Below are 26,231 nucleotides of genomic sequence, written 5' to 3' on the forward strand. Positions count from 1 at the left end.
CTCAGTTTGCTCCCTTCAGAGCCAGGGGTGCAGTGAAGCGGATGCGATAAGCCATCAGCGTGTCGCAGGCCAGCAGCGTGAACAGCAGCAAGCCCTGGAAGACGCCGGTCAGCGATTTGGGCAGGCCCAGACGCGATTGCGCCAGCTCACCGCCGATGTAGAACATGCTCATCAGGATGGCGGAGAACACCATGCCGACCGGGTGCAGGCGGCCGACGAAGGCCACGATGATGGCCGCGAAGCCGTAGCCCGCGGGGACGTACGGCGTGAGCTGGCCGAGCGGGCCTGCGACTTCCAGTGCACCGGCCAGGCCGGCGGCGCCGCCCGACGTCAGCAGTGCGATCCACAGCGCCTTGCGCGAAGAGAAGCCCGCGTAGCGCGCGGCCGCCGGTGCCAGGCCGCCCACCTGCTGGGCAAAGCCGGCGCGGGTGCGAAACAGGAACACCCACAGCCCCGCGGCACCCACCAACGCGATCACGATCCCGATGGTGAGGCGCGAGCCCTGCATCAGCTTGGGGATCTGCGTCACCGCGTCGAAGGTCTTGGTCTGCGGGAAGTTGTAGCCGCCCGGGTCTTTCCACGGGCCGTACACCAGGAAGCTGAGCACCATGTCGGCAACGTACACCAGCATCAGGCTCACCAGGATCTCGTTGGCGTTGAACTTGTCTCGCAGCAGCGCGGTGAGCCCCGCCCACGCCATGCCGCCCAGGATGCCGGCCAGCACGATGGCGATGACGATCCAACGGCCGGCGTCCTTGTCGGCCAGCAGCGCGACGCCGCCCGCCATCACGGCGCCGATGATGAACTGGCCCTCGGCGCCGATGTTCCAGACGTTGGATCGGAAGCACACGGCAAGGCCCAGCGCGATGATGAGCAGCGGCGTGGCCTTGACCATCAGCTCGCCCAGCGCATACGGCGATTTGATCGGCTCCCAGAAGAACACCTGCAAGCCCTTGACCGGGTCCTTGCCGAGGGCGATGAACAGGATCACGCCGATGATGACGGTGACGGCCAGCGCCAGCAGCGGCGAGGCGAGGCTCCAGAATTTGGATGCCTGAGGACGGGGTTCGAGCTTAAGCATGTTGCTGTCCTTCTTGCTCCCTCCCCCGCTGGGGGAGGGTTGGGGTGGGGGCTTCGCGGAGCGGCTGGACCACCCAAAGTCCACTCATCCATTCACCAATCAACTGCACAGTCGCCCGCGCCCGGTCAATCGACGGCGACAGCCGCCCTTTCGCGATCACATGCAGCCGGTCGCTGATCTCGAACAGCTCTTCCAGCTCTTCGCTCACCACCAGCACGGCGCAGCCGGCATCGCGCAGCGCCAGGATCGCGCCGCGAATCTGCGCGGCCGCGCCCACGTCCACGCCCCAGGTCGGCTGTGACACGATCAGCAGCTTGGGGTTGGCGTCGATCTCGCGGCCGACGATGAACTTCTGCAGGTTGCCACCCGACAGCGACTTGGCCGCCGCATTGGGGCCGCCGGCCTTGACGTTGAAGCGCTTGATGATGTCCAGCGCCTGCTGTTGCAGGGCCTTGACGTTGATCCAGCCGCCCTTGCCGATCGCATCCGTGCGCGTGAGCATCAGGTTGTGCGCCAGGCCCAGCGTGGGCACGGCGCCGCGGCCCAGGCGCTCCTCGGGCACGAAGTGCACGCCGAGTCGCCGCCGGCTGGTCGGCCCGAGGCGACCCGCGTCCTTGCCGAACACCTGGATCATCGAGGCTTGTGCCCGCGTGTCCTCGCCCGACAACGCGTACAACAGTTCCTGCTGGCCGTTGCCGGAAACACCGGCAATGCCCACCACTTCACCGGCGCGCACTTCGAGCGTGATGCCATCCAGGTCGACGCCGAACTGGTCTTCGCGTGGCAGGCGCAGTTCGCGCACCTGCAGCACGACGTCGCCGGGCTTGCGCTGATGGTGTTCCAGCTGCGGCGGCTCGGCGCCGATCATCAGGCGCGAGAGCGAGGCATTCGATTCATTCTGCGGATTGCACACACCCGTGACCTTGCCGCCGCGCAGCACCGTGCACGCCGTGCACAGCTCGCGGATCTCGTGCAGCTTGTGGCTGATGTAGAGAATGCTGCAGCCTTCGCTGGCCAGCTTCTTCAGCACGACGAACAGCTTCTCCACCGCTTGCGGCGTCAGCACCGAGGTCGGCTCGTCGAGGATCAGCAGCTTGGGATTCGTCAGCAACGCGCGGATGATTTCCACGCGCTGCATTTCGCCCACCGACAGCGTGTGCACCGGGCGCTGCGGGTCGATGTCCAGGCCGTACTCGCCCGCCTTGGCGGTGATGCTGTGCGTGACCTGGTTCAGCGTGAGGCTCTTGTCCAGGCCCAGCCACACGTTCTCGGCCACCGTCAGCGTGTCGAACAGGCTGAAGTGCTGGAACACCATGCTGATGCCCAGCGCCCTCGCCTCCTGCGGGTTGCGCACGTGCACCGGCTGGCCGTTCCACAGCACGCTGCCCTCGTCGGGCTTGACGCTGCCGTAGATGATTTTCATCAGCGTCGATTTGCCGGCGCCGTTCTCGCCCAGCACGGCGTGGATCTCGCCCGGCTGCACGGTGAGCGACACGTCACTGTTGGCTACCACTGCCGGGTAGCGCTTGGTGATGTGCGCGAGTTGAAGTCTTGGAATCACTGCTCTTGTCTCTCTCGTTATGTATTGCTTTTCAGGTGTCACCGCGGAACCGGCTTTGCCGGGCCGCTGGTGGCGCCCCCTTGAGGGGGCATCGCCGCAGGCGCATCGGGGGTGGGCTTTGACCGGAGGGCCGCCGCGACGCTCTTGATTTGTTCGCGCAGCCATTTGGCCGACGCGGAGGCGTGCGTGCGCTCATGCCATAACTGGTAGTACATGAGCTGGGGGAAATCGATCGGGCATTCGAGGATCTTCACGGGCAGGCTGTTCGCGAAGCGCTCGCAATACTGGCGGCCCGTCGTCATCACCAGCAAGCTCGATGCCACCATGCCCGGAATCAGGCCGAAGTGCGGGCAACGCGCCGTGATGTTGCGCGCCAGGCCCAGGCCTTCCAGGTGATCGTCGATCACGCCGCGCGCGCCCGGGTGCGTGGGCGTGGGGGCGATGTGCTCGCACTCCAGCCAGGTTTCCTGCGTCCAGCCGCGCCGGGCCGCCGGATGTTCCTTGGACACCATGCACACCACCTCATCCGCGAACAGCTTGCCCAAGTGCAGGTCTTCCGGGGGCTTCAGCCAGTTGCCGACGACCACATCCACGTGGCCTTGCGACAAGTGCGCGTGGTAGTCCGAATCGGCAGACAGCGGGTGGATCTCGATGTGGGTCAGCGGTGCGTGCGACTTGATCTGCGAAACCAGTTGCGGCAGGAAATGCGGATCGAGGTAGTCGCTGGCGGCGACGCGGAAAGTATGGGTCGCGGTTTGCGGATCGAAGCCCCGCGCGCCGGTAAAAAGCACCTCGGCGGCGCGCAGGATGCTCGCGCTCGGCTCGATCATGCGCAGGCCGGCGTCGGTGGGCACCATGCCGGAGCCCGAGCGCACCAGAAGCGGGTCACCCGAGAGGTCACGCAGGCGCTTGAGCGCCGCTGAGACAGCGGGCTGGTACATGCCCAACCGGAGGGCGGCGCGGGAAACACTGCGTTCAGTCAACACGGTATGCAAGACCCTGATCAAGTGGAGGTCTATCTTGTCGAAAAGCGCTTGATCTCTCATACCTGGGCCTGCATTCTTGTCATATGAACGGGCTTATGTTGCAGCGCAGCCAGCTCTTTACCCTCAGGCTGACTCTCGACGGACACACCACAAATCAACCATACTGGGTTTCATGGAAGCGAAGACGATCCGATTCATCCGCCGCGGCGAGCTTGTCGCGCTGAACAATGTACCACCCGACCGCACGCTGCTGGAAGTATTGCGTGAGGACCTTTCGTGCACCGGCACCAAGGAAGGCTGCGGCGAAGGCGACTGCGGCGCGTGCACCGTGGTGCTGGGCGAAGCGCGCGGCGAAGCCATGCAATACCGCGCGATCAACAGCTGCATCCGCCTGGCTCATTCCATCGACGGCATGGCCCTGTGGACGGTGGAAGACCTGGCCGCGGACGACGGCAGCCTGCACCCTGCGCAAGAGGCGATGGTGCAGTGCCACGGATCGCAATGCGGCTTCTGCACCCCCGGTTTTGTCATGAGCCTGTTCGGCATGTACCAGAACCATGTTTGCCATGGCAAAGGCATCACGCGCGAGCTGGCACAGGAAGAACTCTCAGGCAACCTGTGCCGCTGCACGGGGTACCGGCCCATCCTGGATGCGGCGCAGCAGATGGCGGAACTGCCGGCGGTGAAGGTCGATGAACTCGCGCTGGTTTCGCAATTGAAGCGCCTGAAGGCACCGGCTTCGCAAGCATCGTCCTACCTCGCACCGAAGACGCTGCCAGCCTTGCTCGCTTCGCGCGCCGCGCACCCCGACGCGCAGATCGTCGCCGGCTGCACCGACGTGGGCCTGTGGGTCACGAAGATGCACATGCAGTTCGGCAAGATGCTGGACGTGACGGGCGTGCAAGAACTGCGCCGCGTCGAGCACTACGACAACCACATTGCCATCGGCGCGGCAGTGACGCTCACCGATGCGTTCGACGCGCTGGTTGCGGAGCGTCCGCAGCTCAAGACCTTTGCCAACCGTTTCGCCGGCCTGCCGGTGCGCAACTCCGGCACGCTGGGCGGCAACGTTGCCAACGGCTCGCCGATCGGCGACTCGATGCCGCTTCTCATCGCGCTCAACGCGCACGTGGTGCTCATGAGCACGCGCGGGCACCGCGAGATGGCGCTGGAAGATTTCTACACCGGTTACCGCAAGAACCTGCTGGCGCCCGACGAAGTGCTGGCGTGGATCAAGGTGCCGCGGCCGCGGAAGGGCGAATTCCTTCGCGCCTACAAGATCAGCAAGCGCTATGACGACGACATTTCGGCGGTGTGCCTGGTGGTCAACATGACGCTGAACGGCAACACGGTCGCCCAGGTCTCTATCGGCGCCGGCGGTGTCGCGGCAACGCCGGTGCGTGCAACACAAGCCGAATCCGCGTTGATCGGCAAGCCCTGGACGACCGAAGCTGCACGCAAGGCCTCCGATGCGCTGCGCGCGCAGTTCCAGCCCATCTCCGACATGCGCGCTTCCGCTGCGTACCGCAGCGAGGTGCTGGGCAACCTGATGCAGCGCTTCTGGCTCGAAAGCCAGGGCATGCAGCAGATCAACCTCGAAAACTTCCAACTGGCGGAGGCCGTATGAGCCCCCACGCTCACATTCGTTCGCTGCCCCCCGAGGGGGCGCTTGCCTCCTTTGAGGCGGCTCTGCAGGAGGCAAAATGAACGCCCCCGAGAAATTCCTCAACAAGACGCCGGCGGCGCAGCCGGCCGCCGGCACGCCGCACTTCCACGAAAGCGCGCGCGCGCAGGTCGCTGGCTCGGCGACATACGTCGACGACATCCCGGAGATCAAGGGCACGCTGTACGCCGCGCCTATCCTTTCGACCATCGCCCACGGCAACCTCAGGGGCGTCGATGCCAGCCTTGCGCTGGCCATGCCCGGCGTGCGCGGCGTGGTCCTGGCCAGCGACGTTCCGGGGGATCCGAAGTTCCCCACCTTCACGCACGACGAACCGATCTTCGCCACCAACAAGGTCGAACACATCGGCCAGGTGATCGGCGTGGTCGTCGCCGAGACGGTGATGCAGGCGCGACGCGCGGCGCGCAAGGTGAAGCTCGACATCGAGGCCCTGCCGGCCGTCCTCACCGTGAAAGAAGCATTGAAGGCAGAGAACTACGTCCTGCCGCCCGTCTTCGTGCGCCGCGGCGATGCCGAACAGGGCATCGCGCGCGCGGCGCATCGCCTGTCCGGCGAACTGGAAGTCGGCGGCCAGGAGCACTTCTACCTGGAAGGCCAGGTCGCCTACGCGCTGCCGCTGGAGCAGAACCAGTGGTGGATCTATTCCAGCACCCAGCATCCGGGCGAAGTGCAGCACTGGGTCGGGCACGCGCTGGGCCTGGAGAACAATGCCGTGACGGTCGAATGCCGCCGCATGGGCGGCGCCTTCGGCGGAAAAGAAACGCAGGCCGGGCACCTGGCGGTGTGGGCGGCGCTGGCGGCGAACAAGACGCGCCGGCCGGTCAAGCTGCGCTTCGACCGCGACGACGACTTCATGATCACCGGCAAGCGGCATCCGTTTGCCTACGAATACACGGTGGGCTTCGACGACACCGGCCTCATCACCGGCCTCAAGCTCATGCTCGCGGCCAACTGCGGTTTCAGCGCGGACTTGAGCGGCCCCGTGGCCGACCGCGCCGTTTTCCACGCCGACAACGCTTACTTCCTGAGCGATGTCGAGATCGCGTCTTACCGCTGCAAGACGAACACGCAAAGCCACACGGCCTTTCGCGGCTTCGGCGGGCCTCAGGGGATGATCGTGATCGAGGCCATCCTCGGCGACATCGCGCGCCAGCTCGGCCTGGACCCGATCGATGTGCGCAAGCGCAACCTGTACGGCGTCGACGACCGCAACGTCACGCACTACCAGATGCAGGTGGAAGACAACATCCTGCATCCGATGATCGACCGGTTGGAGCACAGCGCGGATTACCGCGCGCGCCGAGAAGCCATCGCGAAGTGGAACGCCAACAGCCCCGTCATCAAGCGCGGCATCGCGCTGACACCCGTCAAGTTCGGCATCTCGTTCACCGCCACCTTCTTCAACCAGGCCGGTGCGCTGGTGCATGTCTACACCGACGGCAGCGTGCAGGTGAACCATGGCGGCACGGAGATGGGCCAAGGCCTCAATACCAAGGTGGCGCAGATCGTCGCCGATGAACTGGGCGTGCCTTTCGAGCGCGTACGCGCCACTGCCAGCGACACCAGCAAGGTGCCCAACGCCAGCGCCACCGCCGCTTCCAGCGGCACCGACTTGAACGGCCGTGCCGCCCAGTTCGCCGCACGCCAGGTGCGCGAGCGCCTCGCCGAATTCATCGGCCAGCGCCAGGGCTGCGACCCGAAGAAGGTGGTCTTCGCGCATGGCCAGGTGAGCAGCCCTGATGCGGTGATCAGCTGGGAACAGCTGGTCGACGACGCGTACAAGGCACGCGTTCAGCTGTGGAGCGACGGCTTCTACAAAACGCCCAAGATCCACTACGACAAGCACACGCTGACGGGCCGACCCTTCTACTACTTCTCGTACGGCGCCGCCTGCAGCGAAGTGGCCATCGACACGCTCACCGGCGAGAGCCGTGTGCTCAAGGTCGACATCCTCCACGACGTGGGCACGCCCATCAATCCTGCCATCGACATCGGCCAGATCGAGGGCGGCTTCATCCAGGGCATGGGCTGGCTGACGACGGAACAGCTGGTGTGGAACGACAAGGGTTACTTGTCGACCCACGCGCCCAGCACCTACAAGATCCCGGCCACCGGCGACGTCCCGGCGCATTTCAGGGTCGATTTGTGGCCCGAGCCCAACCGTGAAGACAACGTATTCGGCAGCAAGGCCGTGGGTGAGCCGCCCTTCATGCTGGCGATCAGCGTGTGGGAAGCTCTGCGTGATGCGGCAGCGGCAGCGGCGGCGCGTAGCGGCCGAGCCGTTCACATGGATGCGCCTGCCACTGCTGAGAACGTGCTGAAGGCACTCAGCAGTTAACCTGGCTGTCGCGGCGGGGCTCATCTGTCCGACATGGCCTGTCGGAAAACGTCTTCAGTGGACGCGCCCGATGCCTACAGGCTGCCTCCGCCGTCCGGGCGTCAATACACCCATGAAGATTCTGAACCTCATCCATGTCATGGTCGCCCAGGCGTTCTACAACTGGGCGGCCCGCGAAATCAATCCGCTCCACCCGGACCTGCCGCGCATCATGACGCGCCAGATGGAGTTGTCGGACAAGGCCCATCGCGTTTTCAGCTAGGCACGCGCAGGCAGAATCGGGCACGGCACTGCAGCCGCCCCAGGAGGAAAAATGACCCGACGACTCATCAGCTCCGGCTCCACTTTCGAGGAACAGATCGGCTACTCGCGCGCCGTGGTCGACGGCGATTGGGTGTTCGTCTCGGGCACCACCGGCTTCGACTATTCGAGGATGGAAATCCCCGAGGGTCTCCTTGCGCAGACCGAACAATGCCTGAAGAACATCGAGGCGGCGCTGGAGCAGGCCGGCGCAAGCCTGCGCGACGTCGTGCGCGTCACGTACGTCCTCCCCAATGCGGCCGAGTTTCCCGAATGCTGGCCGGTGCTGCGCCGGTACTTTGGCGAGATCCGGCCCGCGGCCATGATGATTTCCGCAGGTTTGGCCGACCCGCGCATGCGGATTGAAATCGAGGTGACAGCAAGAAAACGCACTGCGCCCTAGAATCGCCAACGCTGGCCCCATAAGGCCGGCAGCGTTCTCAGGGCGGGGCGTAATTCCCCACCGGCGGTATCCGCGGCTTTGGCTGCGGGAGCCCGCGAGCGCCCGATGCCCGCCGCAAGGCGGATGCCGGGGTCAGCAGACCTGGTGAGATGCCAGGGCCGACGGTCACAGTCCGGATGAAAGAGAAACGCGAAAAGCGGTGCTGCCGCGCGTTCACGCGCGTGGGCGGCAGCGTTGACGCGCGCCCTGATTCAGGTAAACCACTCTTCAAGGGTCTCCATGAATCAGACTTCTGCCTCCACCAATATCGGCGCCGTGTCGCGCCGCCGCCCACCTCCACGAGCGCGCCAGCGCGTGGCGGTGATCTCTTCCTGCTGGCACCGCGACATCGTCGACAAGGCGCGAGAAGCCTTGCTCGCCGAATTGGCGCGCAACGGCTTGCCCGCCAGCCAGGTCGACCAGTTCGATGTGCCGGGTGCGTTCGAAATCCCGCTCTACGCCAAGAAGCTCGCCCAGTCGGGCCGCTATGACGCCATCATCGCCTGCGGGCTGGTCGTCAACGGCGGCATCTACCGGCACGAGTTCGTCGCCGCCGCGGTGATCGACGGGCTGATGCGCGTGCAACTCGATTGCGAGGTGCCTGTGCTCTCCGCCGTGCTGACGCCGCGCGACTTCCACGAGCACGAGGACCACCTGCGCTTCTTCTCGGAACACTTCGTCAAGAAGGGCGTGGAGGTGGCGCAGGCCTGCCTGCACATCATGGGCCACCACGAGGCCTTGCTGGAAACGGCTTAGCCTTTCGCTGGGCTCAGCCCGGACCTGCGAGCGCCGCAAGGGCTCGCAGGTCCGGCGCGTCTGCGACCGGGAGGCGTGATGTTGGACGCCAAGTACCAAGTTCTTATACTGCACCCATAACGGTCGGCCTTACACGAAGGGGCTGCCACAGTCGCGGCATGCGGCAATGGTTCGACGAGGAGGTTCACCATGGTGATCTGGGGTGCAATATGGGGCGGAGTGCTCGGGCTGTTGTGGCCGGGGCATGATTGGGAATTCCAACTCTTCGCGGGCGCCATCCTGGGTGCGCTTGCCGGGCTGATGCTGCGGCGTGCCGTGCGCAAGGAGGTGCTGGCGCAGCAGGCGAAAGCACCGGCGGGCGCGGCGGCAAAAGCATCTGCGCCAGCAGCGGCTGCCACGGCTGCTGCGGCTGCGGCCGCAACGCCGGTTGCGACCAGCCTGCCAGCGACGGCGATGCCGGCGGCAGCCGAGGCGGTTCCGCCGGCAACCGCAGCCGAACCTGGGCAGACGGCGCCGCCCCTCGCCACAACCACCACGCCCGCAACCCCGGCAACACCACCCGCGCCTGTACGCCCGAAGCCCGTGCCGGCACCCGCCTCACCGGACATGGTCACTGTCCTCTTCGAGAAGGCGCGTGCATGGCTTTTCGGCGGCAACACCGTCGTTCGCATGGGCGTGCTGGTGCTGTTCGTGGGCCTCGCGTTCCTGGCGAAGTACGCCATCGAGAATTCGCTGCTGCCGCCGGAACTGCGCCTGGCCGCCATCGGCGCAGCGGGTATCGCCCTCTTCGTCGTCGGCTTCCGGCTGCGCGGCAAGTCGCCTGACAAGCTCGCATACGCGCTGACGCTGCAGGGCGCCGGGGTCGGCGTGCTGTACCTCACCGTCTTCGCGGCGTTCCGCCTCTACCAATTCCTGCCTGCGGGCGCCGCTTTCGCCGCGCTGGGACTGGTGTGCGCCTTCTCCACCGTGATCGCGCTCGCGCAGAACGCGCCGGCGATGGCCTTCATCGGCTTTGCCGGCGGCTTCGCGGCACCGATCCTCGTGTCCACCGGCCAGGGCAATCACGTGGGCCTGTTCAGCTACTACCTGCTGCTGAGCGTGGCGATCGCCATCATTGCGTGGGCGAAGGCCTGGCGTGCGCTCAACCTGCTGGGATTCTTCGCCACGTTCGGCGTCGCCACGCTGTGGGGCGCGCTCAAGTACCAACCCGAACTCTTCTCGAGCACCGAGCCCTTCCTCATCGGCTTCTTCCTGGTGTACGTGGCCGCGAGCGTTCTCTATGCGACGCGGCATTCGCTGTCGGCCAAGAAAGCCGTCGACGGCACGCTCGTGTTCGGCGTGCCCATCGTCGCCTTCAGCCTGCAGGCCGGGCTGGTGCGCAGTATCGAATACGCAACGGCGTTTTCGTCGCTGGCGCTCGGCGCGTTCTACCTCGTACTCGGCTTGTGGATGGCGCGGCGCAAGCAGGGCCGCGACGAAGCCAGCCGATGGATGGCAGAGTGCTTCGCGGCGCTCGGCCTGGGGTTCGTCACGCTGGCCGTCCCGCTGGCTTTGGACGCCCGCTGGACGTCCGCGGTCTGGGCCATCGAAGGGGCCGGCGTCTACTGGCTGGGCCGCCGCCAGGGCCGCTGGCTGGCGCGCGCCGCCGGACTGGCGCTGCAAGGCTTCGCAGCAATCTCTTTCCTCTCGTCCACGGGGTCCATCCATGCCGCCGCCTGGCCGCTGGCCAACCCGGTGTTCATCGGCGCCGTGATGCTGGCGGTGGCCGCGCTCGGCATCGCCTGGTGGACGCGCATGCCGCTGGAGCCCAGCGACTCGGCCTTGGCGCGCGGCTTCGCCAAACTGGAAAACACGCTGGCACCCGTGCTGTTCTGGGTGGGCTTCCTCTGGTGGCAGTTCGCGCTGAACAGCGAAATTTTCCGCCACACCATGGATGCGAACGGGGTGTTCACGCCTGTCTTCAAAGAGGCAACCCAGATTCACTTGCGCCTGTTGGCCTGGACGGCCAGCGCATTCGCGTTCCACTTCCTGGCCTCGCCGAAGCTTGCCAGGCCCTGGGCCATCGCCGCCACGCCCGCGTGGGCCGTCCTGCCGCTGTTGCTGATGGGAGCCATCTACGGCGCCACGTCCATGAACCACGTGTTCGAAGCCGGCGGCTGGGTGGTCTGGCCCGTTCTGCTCGCGCTGCACTTCGTCATGCTGCGCCGCCTGGACAGCGGAACGCCCGCCGGCTGGTGGCCGTGGGTGCATGCGGGCGGCGTGTGGCTGCTGGTCTTCCTGGCAGGCAACCTGCTGGTCTTTGCCATCGGGCGCGGCAGCCTGTGGCAGACCGCATGGGCCACGGTGATCCTGCTGGTGGCGGGAACGGTGGTGCTGATGATCCTGTCGCGCCGTGCCTGGTTCGAGACGGGGCAAAAACGCTGGCCGCTCGACCGTTTTGCCCGCGCCTACCTTTGGCTGGCGTCCGCGCCTCTGGCTGTCGGCGTGGCGCTTGGCAGCCTGCTGGTCGCCGTGTATTCCGATGGCAATGCGCGTCCGCTGCCCTATGTGCCGCTCTTGAACCCAACCGACCTCGCGGTCGCGATGGGCCTGGCCGCGTGCACGCTTTGGCTGGTGCGACTGCGTGGCAGCGCGTTGGACGTGCCGAAGGGCGCGCGCGCCTCGCACTGGCTCCTGGTGCTCGCCGGCCTGGCGTTCGTGGCCATCAACACCGTGTGGCTGCGCGTGGCGCACCACTTCTTCGCTGTGCCCTGGGACGCGGGCCGGCTCTTCGATTCGTTCCTGGTGCAGGCCGGGTATTCGATCTTGTGGACGCTGCTGGCGCTGGGCTTGATGGTGGGCGCGCACAGGCGTGGCCTGCGCAACGCCTGGATGCTGGGTGCCGTGCTGCTCGGCGCCACGGTGCTCAAGCTCTTCGTCATCGACCTGTCCAACCGCGGCGGCTCCGAGCGCATCTTCGTGTTCATCGCGGTCGGTATCCTGATGCTGGTGGTCGGCTATTTCGCACCGCTGCCGCCACCGCGTGCCGCCGTGCCGGCAGCAGACGACGCACTGGAAGGAGCACGGCCATGAGGCGAGGTTGGTTTCGCATCGCCGGTGCCGCCTTGGGTGCGATGGCCATGCTGCATGCCACGGCGTCGCTTGCAGAAGCACCGGTCCCCACCGAATTTTCCTGGCGCGCGGGCCTGGAGTTGCCCGCGGGCGCGGGCTTGGCACGCGTGAGTCTGCCGGCGCCGGCATTGCTTCGCCTGCAAAGTGTGGACGCACGCGACGTGCGCGTCTTCAACGCCGGCGGCGATGCTGTCGCCTTCTCTTTCATGGGGGCGGCGTCGCAGGCCGCGCCGCCGCCGGCCTACACGCGGTCCTACGGTGCGCTGCCCCTCTATAGCGCCAGCACCAGCACGGCACCCCGCGCGAGCAAGGGTTCGATGCGCGTGCGCATCCAGGACCAGCAGCGGGCCGTGTGGGTGCAGATCGATGGCCAGCCGCCGCCCGCGGCCACGGCGACCAAGCTCAACTCCGTGATCTTCGCGACGCAAGGCGAGAAGCAGCGCCTGGGCGCGCTCAAAGTGCAAGCGACCCTGCCACCCAACGCCCCGATCTGGGTGACGGTGGAGACGAGCACGGATCTCGCCAACTGGACGCCCGCGGGAGTGCGCGGCCGCCTGTACCGTTTCGAGGGCGATGGTGCGCCCGCCAACGACACGCTCGAATTCGAGCAACCCGTCAACCTGGAGGGCCGCTACCTGCGGCTCGACTGGGCGGGGCAAGACGGCGTGTCGGTCAGCGGCGTCACGGGCATCGTGGCCCCGGCCGTGCAACCGCCGGTGCGCGTGCGCGCCGAGCTGCCGCGTGCGCAGCCCGCCGCGAAAGACACGGCGGACCTGGCGCTGCCCTTTGCGACGCCGATCGCGTCGCTGGTGTTGACCTCAGCGCAGCCCAACACGCTGCTGCCGATCCGCATCATGGGGCGCAATGACGTGGCGCAGCCGTGGCGCACCCTGGGCCAGGCCGTGGTCTACCGTATCGGCGACTCGGTCAACCCGCCCATCGCGTTGCATGGCGCCAGTGCGCGCTGGCTGCGCCTGGTCGCCACCAACGGGGCGGACATCGCGGCGGCGCAGCTGCAAGCCAGCGCCGAGTTCGAACCGGTGCAATTGGTGTTCGTGGCCACCGGCAATGGCCCTTTCCAGCTGGCCGCCGGGCGCCCGGACACGCCGTCCGGAGCCTTGCCGCTGGGCACGCTGGCCGCTGCGCTGGGCAACCGCAAGCTGCAAGATCTGCCCGAAGCGAAATTCGGCGCTGTGACGATGGAAAGCGCGCCCGAACCGGGCCCGTTCGAACGCTTCCGGCCCGCGGGCCTTTCGGACAAGGCAGCGCTCTTGTGGGCGGTCCTGATCGGTGGCGTGATCCTGCTCGGCGGCGTCGCCTGGTCGTTGTTGCGGCAGTTGAAGACGCCGCCGCCGGCTGCGGAGTAGTGCGCGGCCTCGACAGCCGCTAGTCCTTGAACAGCCGCTCGATCACTGCGCGCAGCCAGCGGTTGCCAGGGTCGGCCTCGAAACGCTTGCTCCAGTGCAGCGACACCGTGAAGTCGCGCAGCGGAAATTCCGGCTCCACGATGGCGTAGCCGCCTTCGAATCCGCGTGCGATGTTGCGCGGCATCACGACCGCCAGATCGGTCGCCTTGACGATGGACGGCAGCACCATGAAGTGCTCGGTGGTCAGGCGCAGCCGGTCTTCGAGCTTCAGCACTTGCAGGATGCGCAGCGTGTCCGCATGCGAGCGCACGGCCACGAACTCGAGCTGCTGCAGGTCCGCCAGCAGTTGTTTGGGCGTGCGGCGCTTGCGCGTGAACGGGTGGCCGCGGCGAAGCAGCACGACGTACCGGTCTTTCAGCAACTGCGCGCGCTGCGTGTCCTTGACCATCGGCAAGAAGCCGAAGGCCAAATCGATGCGCCCGGCATGCAGTGCGTCGGATATCTGCTCGCGCGGGACCGGCAACGTTTCGACACGCACGCCCGGCGCCTGGTCGCGCAGCGCCATCATCAGCTCGGGCAGGAAGCGGCCCTCGCCGATGTCGCTCATGTGGATGCGGAAAGTGCGCCGCGACTGCGCGGGATCGAACCCGCTCGATTCGCCCAACGCTTCTTCAATCGTGGCCAGGGCCTGGCGGATCGGCTCGGCCAGCCGCTGCGCCTTCGGTGTCGGCCGCACGCCGCCGGGCGCGCGCACGAACAGCGGGTCGTGCACCAGCGCCCGCAGCCGCGTCAGGCCCTGGCTGGCCGCCGGCTGCGTCAAGTCCAGCAGTTCAGCCGCCCGGCTGACGCTGCCCGCGCGGTAGACCGCATCGAACACGCGAAGCAGGTTGAGGTCGATGTCCTTGAGGTGCACTGCAGTTCTACGGCGCGCTGCGGGCTGAGGCCAGGGACACCGCGGAACCGGCTTTGCCGGGCCGCTGGTGTCGCCCCCCTTGAGGGGGGAGGCGCCGCAGGCGCTTCGGGGGGTGTTTCAATTCAACCGCGGAAGTGGCAGGCCACGAAATGGCCGGGGGAGGATTCTTCCAGCGCTGGCCGCTCCGTGCTGCAAAGAGGGAACTGCGCGATCGGGCAGCGCGTGTGGAAACGGCAACCTGTGGGCGGACGCACGGGGCTGGGCACATCGCCTTCGAGCTTGATGCGGGTGCGCTTGACCTGCGGATCGGGGATGGGCACGGCCGACAGCAGCGCCTCGGTGTAGGGGTGCAGCGGGTTGGCGTACAGGCTCTTGGCCGGCGCGATTTCGGCCACGGCGCCGAGGTACATCACGGCCACGCGGTCGCTGAAATGCTCCACCACCGACAGGTCGTGCGCGATGAACATGTAGGTGAGCTGCAGTTTGTCTTGCAGGTCTTCCAGCAGGTTCACCACCTGGGCTTGCACGGACACATCGAGCGCGGACACCGGCTCGTCGCACACCACCAGCCGCGGGTTCACCGCTAAAGCACGCGCGATACCGATGCGCTGGCGCTGACCGCCCGAGAACTCGTGCGGGTAGCGGCGCATGTAGTCGGGGTTCAAGCCCACCAGCGTCAGCAACTCCGCGATGCGGTCGCGGTACTCGCCGGGGCCTTGGTGCAGCTTGTGGATCGTCAAAGCCTCGCCGATGATCGACCCGACCGTCATGCGCGGATTGAGCGACGCATACGGGTCCTGGAAGATGATCTGCATATCCCGCGCCAGCGCGCGCAGCTCGTCCTTGCCCATCGCCGTGACGTTGCGGCCGTCGAACCACACTTCGCCCGACGTCGGCTCGATCAGGCGCAGGATGCAGCGGCCTGTGGTGCTCTTGCCGCAGCCCGATTCGCCCACCACGCCCAGCGTTTCGCCGGCAGCGATGTCGAAGCTGACACCATCCACCGCATGCACTCTCTCGACCTGGCGCGAGAACACGCCGCCCTTGATGGGGAAGTGCTTGACCAGGTTCTTGACCCGCAGCAATGGCTCAGGACGAGGAACCTCCGTGCTGCGCATCGCGGCACCAGCTCCTTCGGGCGGCTGGTCGGCGCTCATGCCTCGATCTCCTCGGCGCGGATGCACGCGACCTTGTGCCCCGGCACGACTTCGCGCAGCGCCGGCGTCGCCGCGCTGCACTCGGGAATCGCGTACTTGCAGCGCGGCGCGAAGCGGCAGCCCTCGGTCGGCTCGATCAGCTTGGGCACGGTGCCGCCGATGGACTCCAGCCGCACGCGGTGCGTGGCCGCCCGGTCGATGCGCGGGATGGAACGGATCAGGCCTTGCGTGTAAGGGTGCTTGGGCCGCGCGAACAGCTCGGTCGCACTGGCCTCCTCGACCACCTTGCCGGCATACATGACGACGACGCGCTGCGCCATCTCGGCGACCACGCCCATCGCGTGCGTGATCAGCATGATCGACATGCCCAGGCGGTCCTTGAGCTCATTGAGCAGGTCGAGGATCTGCGCCTGGATGGTCACATCCAGCGCCGTGGTCGGCTCGTCGGCGATCAGCAGCTGCGGGTTGCACGACAGCGCCATCGCGATCATCACGCGCTGGCGCATGCCGCCGGAGAATTGGTGCGGGTAGTCGTGGATGCGCTTCTCCGGCATGGGGATGTTGACCAGCTTGAGCATCTCCGCCGCGTGGTCCAACGCCGAGCGCCGGCTGTAGCCGCCGTGCAGCCGCACCGACTCCGCGATCTGCTCGCCCACCGTGTACACCGGGTTCAGCGACGTCATCGGCTCCTGGAACACGATGGCGATCTCTTTCGTGCGCACCTTGCGCATGCCTGCGTTGTCGAGCGGCACAAGGTCACGGCCCTGCCACAGCACCTGCCCCGCGACGATGCGGCCAGGGGGCATGGGAATGAGCTTGAGGACCGTCATCGCCGTGACGGTCTTGCCGCAGCCCGACTCGCCGACCACGCACACAGTCTCGCCGCGTTCGACGGAGATGTCGACGCCGTCGACGGCGTGCAGCCAGCCGTCCTCGGTCTTGAAGTGAGTCTTGAGACCCTTGATCTCCAGCAAAGCCATTAGAGAACGTCCCTCGGATCGAGCGCATCCCGCAGCCCATCGCCGATGAAGTTGATGCACAGCACGGCAAGGAAGATCGCCGCGCCCGGGAACATCGCCCAGTACGTCGCGATGTCCAGGTATTCCTTGCTGTCGAACAGGATGCGGCCCCAGGTCGGGATGTCTGGCGGAAAGCCCAGACCTAGGAACGACAGCGTCGACTCCGCGATGATGGCCGCCGCCACGTCGATGGTGCCGGCGACGATTACCGGGCCCAGCGCGTTTGGCAGGATGTGCCGCACCACTTGCCGAGACGTGCTGGCACCCAGCGCGCGCGCTGCCTCCACGAATTCCTTTTCGCGCAGCGAGAAGAACTGCGCGCGCACCAGCCGTGCCACCGGCATCCAGCGGAAGCCGCCGATCACGCAGACGATCAGCATGAACACGCCGACCTCGGGGCCAAACGCCGCCTTCAGCCCATCGCGAAACAGGTAGATGAGCAGCAGCAACAGCGGTAATTGCGGCAGCGACAGGAACAAGTCCGTCAGCCACATCAGCGCCGCGTCGACACGGCCTCGAGACATGCCGGCGATGGAGCCTATGGTCACACCCACCATGATTGCCACGCTCATCGCCGCCAGCCCGACGGCCAGCGAGATGCGGCCACCATAGAGCATGCGCGCGAAGATGTCCTGGCCCAGGTCGTCGGTGCCGAACGGATGCTTCCAGCTGGGTCCCTTCAGGCGAGCGGAGAAATCGATCTCGTTGATCGCGACCTTCCACACCAGCGGACCCAGCACCACCAGTGCGACCATCAGCCCCAGGATGACCAGGCTGGCCAGCGCGAGCTTGTGCCGGCGAAAGCGCCGCCATGCATCCGCCACCAGCGAGACACTGCGCTGCGGCTTGCCCTGCGAGGGCAACGCGCTAGCGGTAACTGATGCGGGGGTCGAGCCAGCCATAGAGCAAGTCGGCAATCAAATTGAAGATGATCACGAGGCAGGAGAAGACGAAAGTCACGCCCATGATCACGGGCGTGTCGTTGCGCAGGATGGCGTCGATCAGGAGCGAGCCGATGCCGGGGATGCGGAAGATCTGCTCGGTGACGATGGCGCCGCCGAAGATCGCGGGCATCTGCAGCGCCACCAGTGTGACGACGGGAATCAGCGCGTTGCGCACCACGTGCTTCATCACGATGTCCCAGTCCGAAAGGCCCTTGCTGCGGGCCGTCGTCACGTGGTCCAGCCGGATCACGTCCAGCATCGCCGAGCGCACGTAGCGCGTCCAGCTCGCGCCCTGGAACAGGCCCAGCACCATGATGGGCATGATCGCTTGCTTGAGGTGCTCCCACCACCATTGCCAGCCGGTGGCGGCGATGTCCGCGCGGAAGACGAACGGCAGCCAATCGAGCTTGATCGAGAACAGCAGAATCAGCAGCAGCCCGGTGAAGAACGTGGGCAACGAGAAGCCGACGAAGGCCAGCGCGCTGGCGATGCGGTCGAACCAGGAATAGGGGCGCATCGCCGAGTAGATGCCCACCGGCAGCGCCACGGCCAGCGCCAGCACCTGCGACGCGCCGATCACGGCCAGCGTCACCGGCACGCGTTGCAGGATCAGCTTGTCGACGTCGACGCGGCTGATGAAGGAAAAGCCCCAGTCGCCCTGGAACATGGCCAGCAGCCAGCGGAAGTAGCGCTGCCAGATCGGGTCGTCCAGGCCGAACTGCTTGCGCAGATTGGCCTGCACTTCAGGCGGCACGTTCGGGTTCAGCGCCATTTCGGCGAAGGGGTCGCCGGGCGCGAGCGCGAGCACGGTGAACAGCACCACGCTGATGCCCAGCAGGCTGGGCAGGGCGATCAAGAGCCGCCGCAGGAGATAGGAACCCACGGCGGGTCAGTTCCGCGGCGGGATCAAGTTTCTCTATACCAGTTCTGCAACTGGGCGAAGTCCAGGTCCCAGCCCGAGAGCCAGGTCACCAGCTTGTTGCCCTGGCCGCGCACGCGAGGCCGCAGGATAAGCGGGATCACGGCATGGTCGCCGCACACCAGGTCGTTGCACTTGATGAACAGCGCCGCCCGCTTGACCGGGTCGATCTCGCCCTCGGCCGCGTTGTACGTCTTGTCGTACTCGTCGCTGTGCCAGCGGCAGATGTTGCGCCCTTGCCATTTGTTCGCCTTGGACGAAATCTCGTCCTTGACGTACTGGTTCATGAAGCGTTCCGGGTCCGGCTGCGTCTGCGTCGTCGTGTACATCTGGATGTCGGCCCAGAACTTCCCGTACGTGTCCGGGTTGGCGACGTCGGACGAGAAGAACACCGACGCGGTGACCGACTTGAGTTCCAGGTCGACACCCGCCTTCTGCGCGGCCTGCTTGACCACCGCCTGCTCCTTCTGCCGGATACCGTTGACGGACGTCTGGTAGACGAACTTCATCTTCTTGCCGCCCTTTTCGCGGATGCCGTCGCTGCCCTTCTTCCAGCCAGCGGTCTCCAGCAGCGCGTTCGCCTTGTCGATGTTGAACTCCATCTTCATGTTCGGCGACTTGTACTTCGAAGGCGCGTTGAGGAAGTTGGGCGTGGCGATGCCGGTGCGGCCGTAGATGAATTGCTGGATCGACTGGCGGTCCATCAGCAGGGCCATGGCCTGGCGCACGGCCGGATCGCTGAAGGCGAAGTGCTTCGACTTGATGCTGGCACGCTCGCCGTCCACTTCGGTCCACGGATCGGTCATGTTGAGCTGAAGGAACTCGATGTCGCCGCAGGGGATGATCTTGGCGACACCCTTGCCGCCGTCTTCCATGCGCTTGAGCACTTCGTCTTCCACCTGCAGGTTCCAGGCGTAGTCGTATTCGCCGGTCTGCAGCACGGCCCGCGCCGCCGAGGTCGCGTCACCGCCGCCCTTCATTTCGATGGTGTCGAAGTAAGGCTTGTTCGGCATGTGATAGCCGGTGTAGAGCTTGCCGCGGACCATGTCGCCCGGCTTGAAGTCCACGAACTCGTACGGCCCTGTGCCCACGGGCTTCAGGTTGGCCGGGGCTTCGCGCGACTTGGCGCCCGTGAAAGCACTGAACACGTGCTTGGGCAGGATCATGCCTTCGGCCGCCACGAAGCTCGTGGCCCAGAACGGTGTCGCCTTGGCGAAAGTGACCTTGATCGTGTGCGAGTCGACCTTGGTGACGACCACGTCCTTGTAGACCGCGCTTGTCACCGCGGCCGTGGCCGGGTCCTTCGCGTATTCCCAGGTGAAGACGCAATCGTCTGCCGTAAAGGGCTTGCCGTCATGCCAGGTGACGTTGCGCTTGAGCTTCCACGTAACGGACTTGCCGTCCGCAGCCACGCCGCCGTTCTCGCGCGTGGGGATTTCCGCCGCGAGGATGGGCACGAGGTTGCCCTCGTTATCCCAGACCGCCAGCGACTCATAGAAGATGCGCGAGCCTTCCTGGTCCTTGGTGCCGTTGGCGAAGTGCGGTTGCAGAAGCGTCGCACCTTGCCACCACAGCACTTTCAGCGCGCCGCCGCCGCCGCGCTTGGTCGGTTTGTAGGCCTGGCTGGCAGGCGCCTGGGCCTGCGCGACCCCGGCATGCATGAGCAGCATCGACGCCATGGGCGCCGTGAGGCCCACGGACACCATCTGCTGGATGAAGTCGCGGCGCGGCAAACGGCCGCTGCGGACTTCGTCGATGGATTGGCGAATCTCTTTTTCCTGCATGGTAATGCTCCTCGGTGGGAACGAAAGGATGTACGCAACCCGCCGGCAAGGCCACCGTGCAAACACTGATACGCGGCGGGTGGATTTGGACGATCCCTCGGCTATAAGCAAGTATCCTGCCCGCCGCGCGCTCGCCATGACGCGCCGGCTCGACTCCAAGGAAGCCCATGCGACTGCCCAACCTGCTTGCCACCCGCCGCGGACGCCTGTTCGCATTCTTCAGCCTCTACATCACCGAGGGAATTCCCTTGGGTTTCGCCGCCACGGCGGTGGCGACACAGCTGAGGCGGCAGGGCGTGGGCCCGGCGGAGATCGGCGCCTTCGTCGCGTCGTTCTACCTGCCATGGGCCTTCAAGTGGGCTTTCGGTCCCTTCGTCGATGTATTCCGTTCGCAGCGCTTCGGTCACCGGCGTGGCTGGATATTGCTCACCCAGGTCATGATGGCCGCCACCCTGCTGGCGCTGGTGGCGGTGCCGCTGCCCACCGGCCTGGGAATCTTCACCGCCATCCTGCTGGTGCACAACACCTTCGGCGCGATCCAGGACGTAGCCATCGACTCCCTCGCCGTCAACAGCTTGAGCGAGGACGAACGCGGGCTGGCCAACGGGCTGATGTTCGCGGGCGCCTCGGTGGGCACGGCGATCGGCGGTGCCGGCGTGCTGTTCATGATGAGCTACACCGGCTTCCAGGCCAGCTTCGTCATGGTAGCGGTGGCCATCCTGGCCGTGACGGCCTTCATTGTCCTGCCCATGAAAGAGGCGGTGGCCGAAAACCTGGGCGCCGCCGCCGCCAGCGCGGGAACCGCCTGGCGTGCAGCAGGCGCAGAGATGAAAGCCTTCGCGGTTCAGTCGTTCCGCTCCTTCATCGGCACACGCGGCGCTTTTTCCGGCGTGTTCTTCGCCCTGCTACCGGCCGGCGCGATGTCGCTGGGCCTGGCATTGCAATCCAACCTGGCGGTCGAACTGGGCATGGACGACGACCAGGTAGGCGCGCTCAGCCTGTGGACGCAAATCATCTCGGCCGCCTGCATGGTGCTGGGCGGCTGGCTGTCGGACAAGTGGGGCCGCCGCCGCACCCTGGCCGTGTACCTGAGCGGCATGAGCCTGCCGGTGCTGTACCTGATGTGGGTGCTGCAGCAGCACGGCTACGTGATGCCCCACGCGCCCGGCGGTCCGGTCATGCCCGCGCTGATCACGGCGCTGTGGATCTCGTCGATCTGGTATTCGGTCTTCCAGGGACTCATGTACGGCACGCGTTCAGCCATCATGATGGACATCACCAACCCCGCCGTCGCCGCCACTCAGTTCACCGCCTACATGGCGATGATGAACCTGGCCATCGCCATCGCTGCCGGGTGGCAGGGCGCGGCTGTCGAGGCATGGGGCTACCCGGTCACGCTGCTCGTCGACGCGATCACCGGCGTGATCTGCGTGCTGCTGCTCCCATGGATGAAGCGACAAGCCGGCGAGTTCAGCGATGCGCTGGCCGAAGGACGCGCGCGCAAATCAGCGCTGGTGTTGGGCCTGTGCTGCCTGGGCTGGTTGCTCTACTGGGCCAACCACGAGCTGTTGGGCAAGGGCCAGCCGATGATGGGCACCTTCTTCACGCTGGTGTTCATCGCCTCCGCGCTGTTCCTGCTGGCCGGTCGCGAGGTGCTGGGCGAAGCGGCCGGGATCTGGCGCAAGGCGTCGCTGTGGGTCGCCCCGTTGCTGCTGTTGATGTACGGCCGCTACTGGGCCGACAAGCTGGCCGGCGTTCCGGCCCTGCGATCGGCCGCCGAAGTGTTCATCTACGCCGTGCCCCTGGCAGCGGGGATCGTGCTGCTGGCGATGGCCGCTCGCAGCTGGCAGGCCCTGGCGCCGCGCGTGCAGCCGGCGTGAATTTCGCCATGCTTGAGATTGATATTCGATAGTCGGCCTATCGTATTGATTGATAGGCGGTGACCGGCCAAACTCCCAGGCTGTCATGCCGGACTCGATTCGGCATCCATGACGTCGGCATTCGTCGCATGGGTTGCGACAATCTTGGAGACCCGCTTGGAAGTTTCATTCGCTAAGGAAATCGAATCCCTTCGCCTCGGCCATGGCCAGACCTTCCACGGTGAAGGCATCCTGGCCATCACCAAGGCGCTGCTGCAGTCGGGCGTGGCGTATGTGGGCGGCTACCAGGGCGCGCCCGTGTCGCACCTGCTCGACGTCATGGTGCAGGCCAAGCCTTACATGGACGAGCTGGGCGTGCACGTCGAGGCCTGCTCCAACGAAGCATCCGCCGCCGCCATGCTGGGCGCGTCGATCCACTACCCGCTGCGCGGCGCCGTCACGTGGAAGTCCATCGTCGGCACCAACGTCGCGTCGGACGCGCTGTCCAACCTGTCGTCACCCGGCGTCAAGGGCGGGGCGCTGATCGTCGTGGGCGAGGACTACGGCGAAGGTGCATCGGTTATCCAGGAACGCACCCATGCCTATGCGCTGAAGTCGAGCATGTGCCTGCTCGATCCGCGCCCCGACCTGGGCGTGATGGTGAAGATGGTCGAGCATGGGTTCCGCCTCTCGGAAGCGTCCAACATGCCGTGCATCCTGGAACTGCGCATCCGCGCTTGCCACGTACGCGGCAGCTTCGACGCCAAGGACAACGTGGCACCGGCGGTATCGACGCGCGCGCTGATGGAGAACCCCGCGGGTTTCGACTACATGAAGCTGGCGCATCCGCCCGTCACCTTCCGCCAGGAAAAGCTCAAGGGCGAAGAGCGCATTCCCGCAGCGCGCAAGTACATCGCGGAGAACCAGCTGAACGAACTGCTGCCGGGCAAGCACGCCGACCTGGGGATCATCGTGCAGGGCGGCCTCTACAACTCGACCATCCGTAGCCTCCAGCAGCTCGGCCTGGCGGATGCTTTCGGCGACAGCGACATACCGGTGCTCGTGCTCAACGTCACGTACCCGCTGGTGCCGGAACAGGTCGCCGATTTCTGCGTCGGCAAACGTGCCGTGCTCGTCGTCGAGGAAGGCCAGCCCGAATACATCGAGCAGGAGATCGCCACGCTGCTGCGGCGGCGCGACATCCAGACGAAGCTGCACGGCAAGGACTTGCTGCCGATGGCAGGGGAGTACGGCGTGGAGGTGCTGGCGCAGGGCGTGCTGGCTTTCACGGACTTGCATTTGCGTTTGCTCCCTCTCCCTCTGGGAGAGGGCGGGGGTGAGGGCAGCACGCCCCTCACCCCAACCCTCTCCCCAAAGGGGAGAGGGAGCTTGAAAACCGCACGCGATTGGCTTGCCGCCAACCGCGACCGCCGCGCCGCCGTCGCCGCGCAGCTGGCGAAGCCCCTGCCCGCCCGGCCACCCAGCTTTTGCATCGGCTGCCCCGAACGCCCGGTGTTCTCGGCGCTGAAAATGACGCAGCAGGACATCGGCGCCGTGCACATCTCGGGCGACATCGGCTGCCATGCCTTCGCCACCTTCGAGCCCTTTTCCATGGGCCATTCCATCCTCGGCTACGGCATGAGCCTGGCGAGCCGTGCGGGTGTTTCGCCGATGATGCAGCGGCGCACCTTGTCCATCATGGGCGACGGCGGCTTCTGGCACAACGGCCTCTTGACCGGCGTGCAGAGCGCGCTCTTCAACCACGACGACGCGGTGCTGCTGATCTTCAAGAACGGCTACTCGTCGGCCACCGGCACGCAGGACCTGATCTCCACGCCGGGCAGCGCGTCGAAAGAGATGGCCGATGGCGGGATGCAGAGCCAGACCCATACCAACACGACGATCGAGTCGACGCTGCAAGGACTGGGCGTGCAGTGGCTGCGCACCGTTCACACCTATCACGTGGACAAGATGAAGGCGACACTGAAAGACGCCTTCACCAGCGACTTCAACGGCCTGAAGGTCATCGTGGCCGAGGGTGAATGCCAGCTGGAGCGCCAACGCCGCATCAAGCCCTGGATCGCCGGCCTGCTGAAGAAGGGCCAGCGCGTGATGCGCGTGAAGTACGGCGTCGACGAGGACGTGTGCAATGGCGATCATGCGTGCATCCGTCTTTCGGGCTGCCCCACGCTCACCATCAAGGACAACCCGGATCCGCTCAAGGTCGACCCGGTCGCGGTGGTGATCGACGGCTGCGTGGGCTGTGGCCTGTGCGGCGAGAACGCGCATGCCGCCACACTCTGCCCCAGCTTCTACCGCGCGGAAGTGATCCAGAACCCCAAGTGGCATGAACGGCTCGCCGGCGCGGTGCGCGGCGCTTTCGTTCGTGCGTTGCAAACGGCGTGATGCGATGAAGACTGCAAGACCCATCTCCTTGTTGATCTGCGCGCTCGGCGGCGAGGGCGGCGGCGTATTGACCGAGTGGATCGTCGACGCGGCACGCCGCGCGGGCTATCCGGTCCAGGCGACGTCGATTCCGGGTGTGGCGCAGCGCACCGGCGCCACCACCTACTACGTCGAAGTTTTCCCGGTGCCGCAAGCCGAACTCGGCGGGCGGCGCCCGGTGTTCAGCCTGAGCCCCGTGCCCGGCGCACTGGACGCGATGGTCTCGTCGGAGCTGCTCGAGACCGTGCGCCAGATCGGCAACGGCATGAGCTCTCCGGACCGGACGCTGGTGATCACCTCATCGGGCCGCACCTTGACGACGCAGGAGCGGATGCAGTTGGCCGACGGGCGTGCAGACAGTGGCGACTTGCTGAGCGTGGTGGACGCGTACAGCCGCGCGCACCATGTGTTCGACATGGGCGCGGTCGCGAAGGAAGCTGGAACGGTCGTCAGTGCGGTGATGCTGGGTGCCTTGGCGGGGAGCGGCGTGTTTCCGATGGCGCGCGAGGACTATGAGGCGGTGGTGAAGGAGTCCGGTGCGTCGGCGGCGGCGAGCTTGCGAGGTTTCGCCGCGGCGCACGACTTTGTTTGTCATGCCGAACTCGATCCGGCTCCCACGGCTAACCCCCACCCTGTCATGCCGGACTCGATCCGGCATCCATCGTCGCACGCCGATTCCTTTCCCGTGCAAGTCCAGGACATGCTCGCACTCGGCCACGCGCGCATGCTCGAGTACCAGGGCCCCGCCTACGCGGCGCTGTACCTGCAGCGCCTGCAGCGCGTCCTCGACGCCGAGCGCGCCGCCGATCCTTCTGCTGCGCACAACTTCGCGACAACCCGCGAAATGGCGCGCTGGCTCGCTTTGTGGATGGCCTTCGACGACATCGTGCGCGTGGCCGACCTGAAGAGCCGCGCCAGCCGGTGGCAACGCGTGAAGGCCGAAGTGAAAGCCGGAGACGACGACCTGCTTCGCGTGTACGACCACTTCAAGCCGGGTGCGCCCGAATTCGCCGCGCTGTTGCCGGCATCGTTGGCAGCACGCGTGCTGCGCTGGGACCGCGCCCGCGTGATCAAAGGCAAGCCCGCTTGGGCGCTGCCGCTCAAGATTGGCACGCACTCCGTGTTTGGCATGCTGGCGCTGCGAACACTGGCTTCGCTCAAGTGGCTTCGCGTGCGCGGCAGCCGCTACGCCAACGAGCAAGCCATGATCGACAAATGGCTGATCGGCGTGGTCGACGGCACACAGCGCGATTGGCAGTTGGGCCACGAGATCGCCTTGTGCGGCCGCCTGATCAAGGGCTACGGCGCGACCAACGAGCGCGGCAAGGAGAACCTGCTGCACGTTCTGGACCATCTCGCACATGGCGAGTCCGCCGCGCAGAGCGCCGAGGCGATCGCAGCCGCGCGCGAAGCCGCGCTGGCCGACGACGCGGGCAAGGCATTCGATTCCGCGTTGGTGCAACACGGTGCCCCGCCGCGCCCCGTCAAGGAACAGCCGATCCGGTTCGTGCGCAAACCAAAAACCAGCGCTGCCGCGCCGAGCTGACAATGAATCTTGCAAGGAG

19 protein-coding genes and 1 riboswitch are annotated in these 26,231 nt (G+C 66.2%); of the genes, 10 read left to right on the forward strand and 9 right to left on the reverse strand.

Annotated features, from left to right (window positions below; all coding sequences use genetic code 11):
- Nucleotide 1: 1 nt before the first annotated feature.
- From EEB15_RS13265 to EEB15_RS13275, 3 genes are read right to left on the reverse strand one after another with little or no spacing between them, the layout of a single operon-like run.
- On the reverse strand, nt 2–1,081 hold the full coding sequence (locus tag EEB15_RS13265; protein WP_141510339.1) for an ABC transporter permease: 1,080 nt from the start codon (nt 1,079–1,081) through the stop codon (nt 2–4).
- Nucleotides 1,074–2,642 carry an ABC transporter ATP-binding protein gene (locus tag EEB15_RS13270; RefSeq protein ID WP_141510340.1) on the reverse strand — a complete coding sequence of 523 codons (1,569 nt, stop codon included), beginning with the start codon at nt 2,640–2,642 and terminating at the stop codon, nt 1,074–1,076. The genes EEB15_RS13265 and EEB15_RS13270 overlap by 8 nt, the downstream gene beginning before the upstream one ends.
- Nucleotides 2,643–2,680: 38 nt before the next feature.
- Nucleotides 2,681–3,688: a LysR family transcriptional regulator gene (locus tag EEB15_RS13275; RefSeq protein ID WP_141510341.1), complete on the reverse strand. Its 1,008-nt coding sequence runs from the start codon at nt 3,686–3,688 to the stop codon at nt 2,681–2,683.
- Nucleotides 3,689–3,800: 112 nt separating this feature from the next.
- On the opposite strand from EEB15_RS13275, the gene xdhA reads away from it, so the two are divergent.
- The 7 genes from xdhA (at nt 3,801) to EEB15_RS13305 (ending at nt 13,626) form a co-directional block, all read left to right on the forward strand.
- Nucleotides 3,801–5,255, forward strand: a complete 1,455-nt coding sequence (gene xdhA, locus EEB15_RS13280) for a xanthine dehydrogenase small subunit (RefSeq protein WP_141510342.1) — start codon at nt 3,801–3,803, stop codon at nt 5,253–5,255.
- Between the two features lie 76 nt (nt 5,256–5,331).
- The gene (gene xdhB, locus EEB15_RS13285; protein ID WP_141510343.1) at nt 5,332–7,650 is read left to right on the forward strand and encodes a xanthine dehydrogenase molybdopterin binding subunit; all 2,319 of its coding nucleotides are present in this window, start codon (nt 5,332–5,334) and stop codon (nt 7,648–7,650) included.
- 112 nt (nt 7,651–7,762) lie between these two features.
- Entirely contained in the window at nt 7,763–7,912 is a 150-nt protein-coding gene (locus EEB15_RS33660) for a hypothetical protein (RefSeq protein ID WP_158290096.1), read from the forward strand.
- Between the two features lie 51 nt (nt 7,913–7,963).
- Nucleotides 7,964–8,353: a RidA family protein gene (locus tag EEB15_RS13290; protein ID WP_141510344.1), complete on the forward strand. Its 390-nt coding sequence runs from the start codon at nt 7,964–7,966 to the stop codon at nt 8,351–8,353.
- 29 nt (nt 8,354–8,382) lie between these two features.
- A riboswitch (FMN riboswitch) is annotated at nt 8,383–8,546 on the forward strand.
- 86 nt (nt 8,547–8,632) lie between these two features.
- Nucleotides 8,633–9,148 (forward strand): 6,7-dimethyl-8-ribityllumazine synthase, encoded by a 516-nt coding sequence (locus EEB15_RS13295; protein ID WP_141510345.1) that lies wholly within the window; start codon nt 8,633–8,635, stop codon nt 9,146–9,148.
- Nucleotides 9,149–9,337: 189 nt separating this feature from the next.
- Nucleotides 9,338–12,220 carry a DUF2339 domain-containing protein gene (locus tag EEB15_RS13300; protein ID WP_141510346.1) on the forward strand — a complete coding sequence of 961 codons (2,883 nt, stop codon included), beginning with the start codon at nt 9,338–9,340 and terminating at the stop codon, nt 12,218–12,220.
- The gene (locus EEB15_RS13305; RefSeq protein ID WP_141510347.1) at nt 12,217–13,626 is read left to right on the forward strand and encodes a DUF3999 family protein; all 1,410 of its coding nucleotides are present in this window, start codon (nt 12,217–12,219) and stop codon (nt 13,624–13,626) included. The genes EEB15_RS13300 and EEB15_RS13305 overlap by 4 nt, the downstream gene beginning before the upstream one ends.
- Nucleotides 13,627–13,645: 19 nt before the next feature.
- On the opposite strand, the gene EEB15_RS13310 is transcribed toward EEB15_RS13305, so the two are convergent.
- From EEB15_RS13310 to EEB15_RS13335, 6 genes are all read right to left on the reverse strand, one after another.
- Nucleotides 13,646–14,539, reverse strand: a complete 894-nt coding sequence (locus tag EEB15_RS13310; RefSeq protein ID WP_141510348.1) for a LysR family transcriptional regulator — start codon at nt 14,537–14,539, stop codon at nt 13,646–13,648.
- A gap of 122 nt (nt 14,540–14,661) precedes the next feature.
- Entirely contained in the window at nt 14,662–15,657 is a 996-nt protein-coding gene (locus EEB15_RS13315) for an ABC transporter ATP-binding protein (protein WP_141510448.1), read from the reverse strand.
- A gap of 35 nt (nt 15,658–15,692) precedes the next feature.
- Complete coding sequence (locus EEB15_RS13320; protein WP_141510349.1) at nt 15,693–16,676, reverse strand: ABC transporter ATP-binding protein; 984 nt, start codon at nt 16,674–16,676, stop codon at nt 15,693–15,695.
- Complete coding sequence (locus EEB15_RS13325; protein ID WP_141510350.1) at nt 16,676–17,617, reverse strand: ABC transporter permease; 942 nt, start codon at nt 17,615–17,617, stop codon at nt 16,676–16,678. Before EEB15_RS13325 ends, EEB15_RS13320 begins: the two co-directional genes overlap by 1 nt.
- Complete coding sequence (locus tag EEB15_RS13330; RefSeq protein ID WP_141510351.1) at nt 17,583–18,542, reverse strand: ABC transporter permease; 960 nt, start codon at nt 18,540–18,542, stop codon at nt 17,583–17,585. The genes EEB15_RS13325 and EEB15_RS13330 overlap by 35 nt, the downstream gene beginning before the upstream one ends.
- 23 nt (nt 18,543–18,565) lie before the next feature.
- Nucleotides 18,566–20,362 carry a peptide ABC transporter substrate-binding protein gene (locus EEB15_RS13335; protein ID WP_141510352.1) on the reverse strand — a complete coding sequence of 599 codons (1,797 nt, stop codon included), beginning with the start codon at nt 20,360–20,362 and terminating at the stop codon, nt 18,566–18,568.
- Nucleotides 20,363–20,529: 167 nt separating this feature from the next.
- Here EEB15_RS13335 and EEB15_RS13340 point away from each other — a divergent pair, with 167 nt between their 5' ends.
- From EEB15_RS13340 to EEB15_RS13350, 3 genes are all read left to right on the forward strand, one after another.
- The gene (locus tag EEB15_RS13340; RefSeq protein WP_141510353.1) at nt 20,530–22,242 is read left to right on the forward strand and encodes an MFS transporter; all 1,713 of its coding nucleotides are present in this window, start codon (nt 20,530–20,532) and stop codon (nt 22,240–22,242) included.
- Nucleotides 22,243–22,398: 156 nt separating this feature from the next.
- On the forward strand, nt 22,399–24,627 hold the full coding sequence (locus tag EEB15_RS13345; RefSeq protein ID WP_141510354.1) for an indolepyruvate ferredoxin oxidoreductase subunit alpha: 2,229 nt from the start codon (nt 22,399–22,401) through the stop codon (nt 24,625–24,627).
- Nucleotides 24,628–24,631: 4 nt separating this feature from the next.
- Nucleotides 24,632–26,212: an indolepyruvate oxidoreductase subunit beta family protein gene (locus EEB15_RS13350; RefSeq protein ID WP_141510355.1), complete on the forward strand. Its 1,581-nt coding sequence runs from the start codon at nt 24,632–24,634 to the stop codon at nt 26,210–26,212.
- Nucleotides 26,213–26,231 lie beyond the last annotated feature (19 nt).

The organism is Ramlibacter sp. WS9, assembly GCF_003797765.1.
In the GTDB taxonomy this organism is placed as follows: domain Bacteria; phylum Pseudomonadota; class Gammaproteobacteria; order Burkholderiales; family Burkholderiaceae_C; genus Ramlibacter.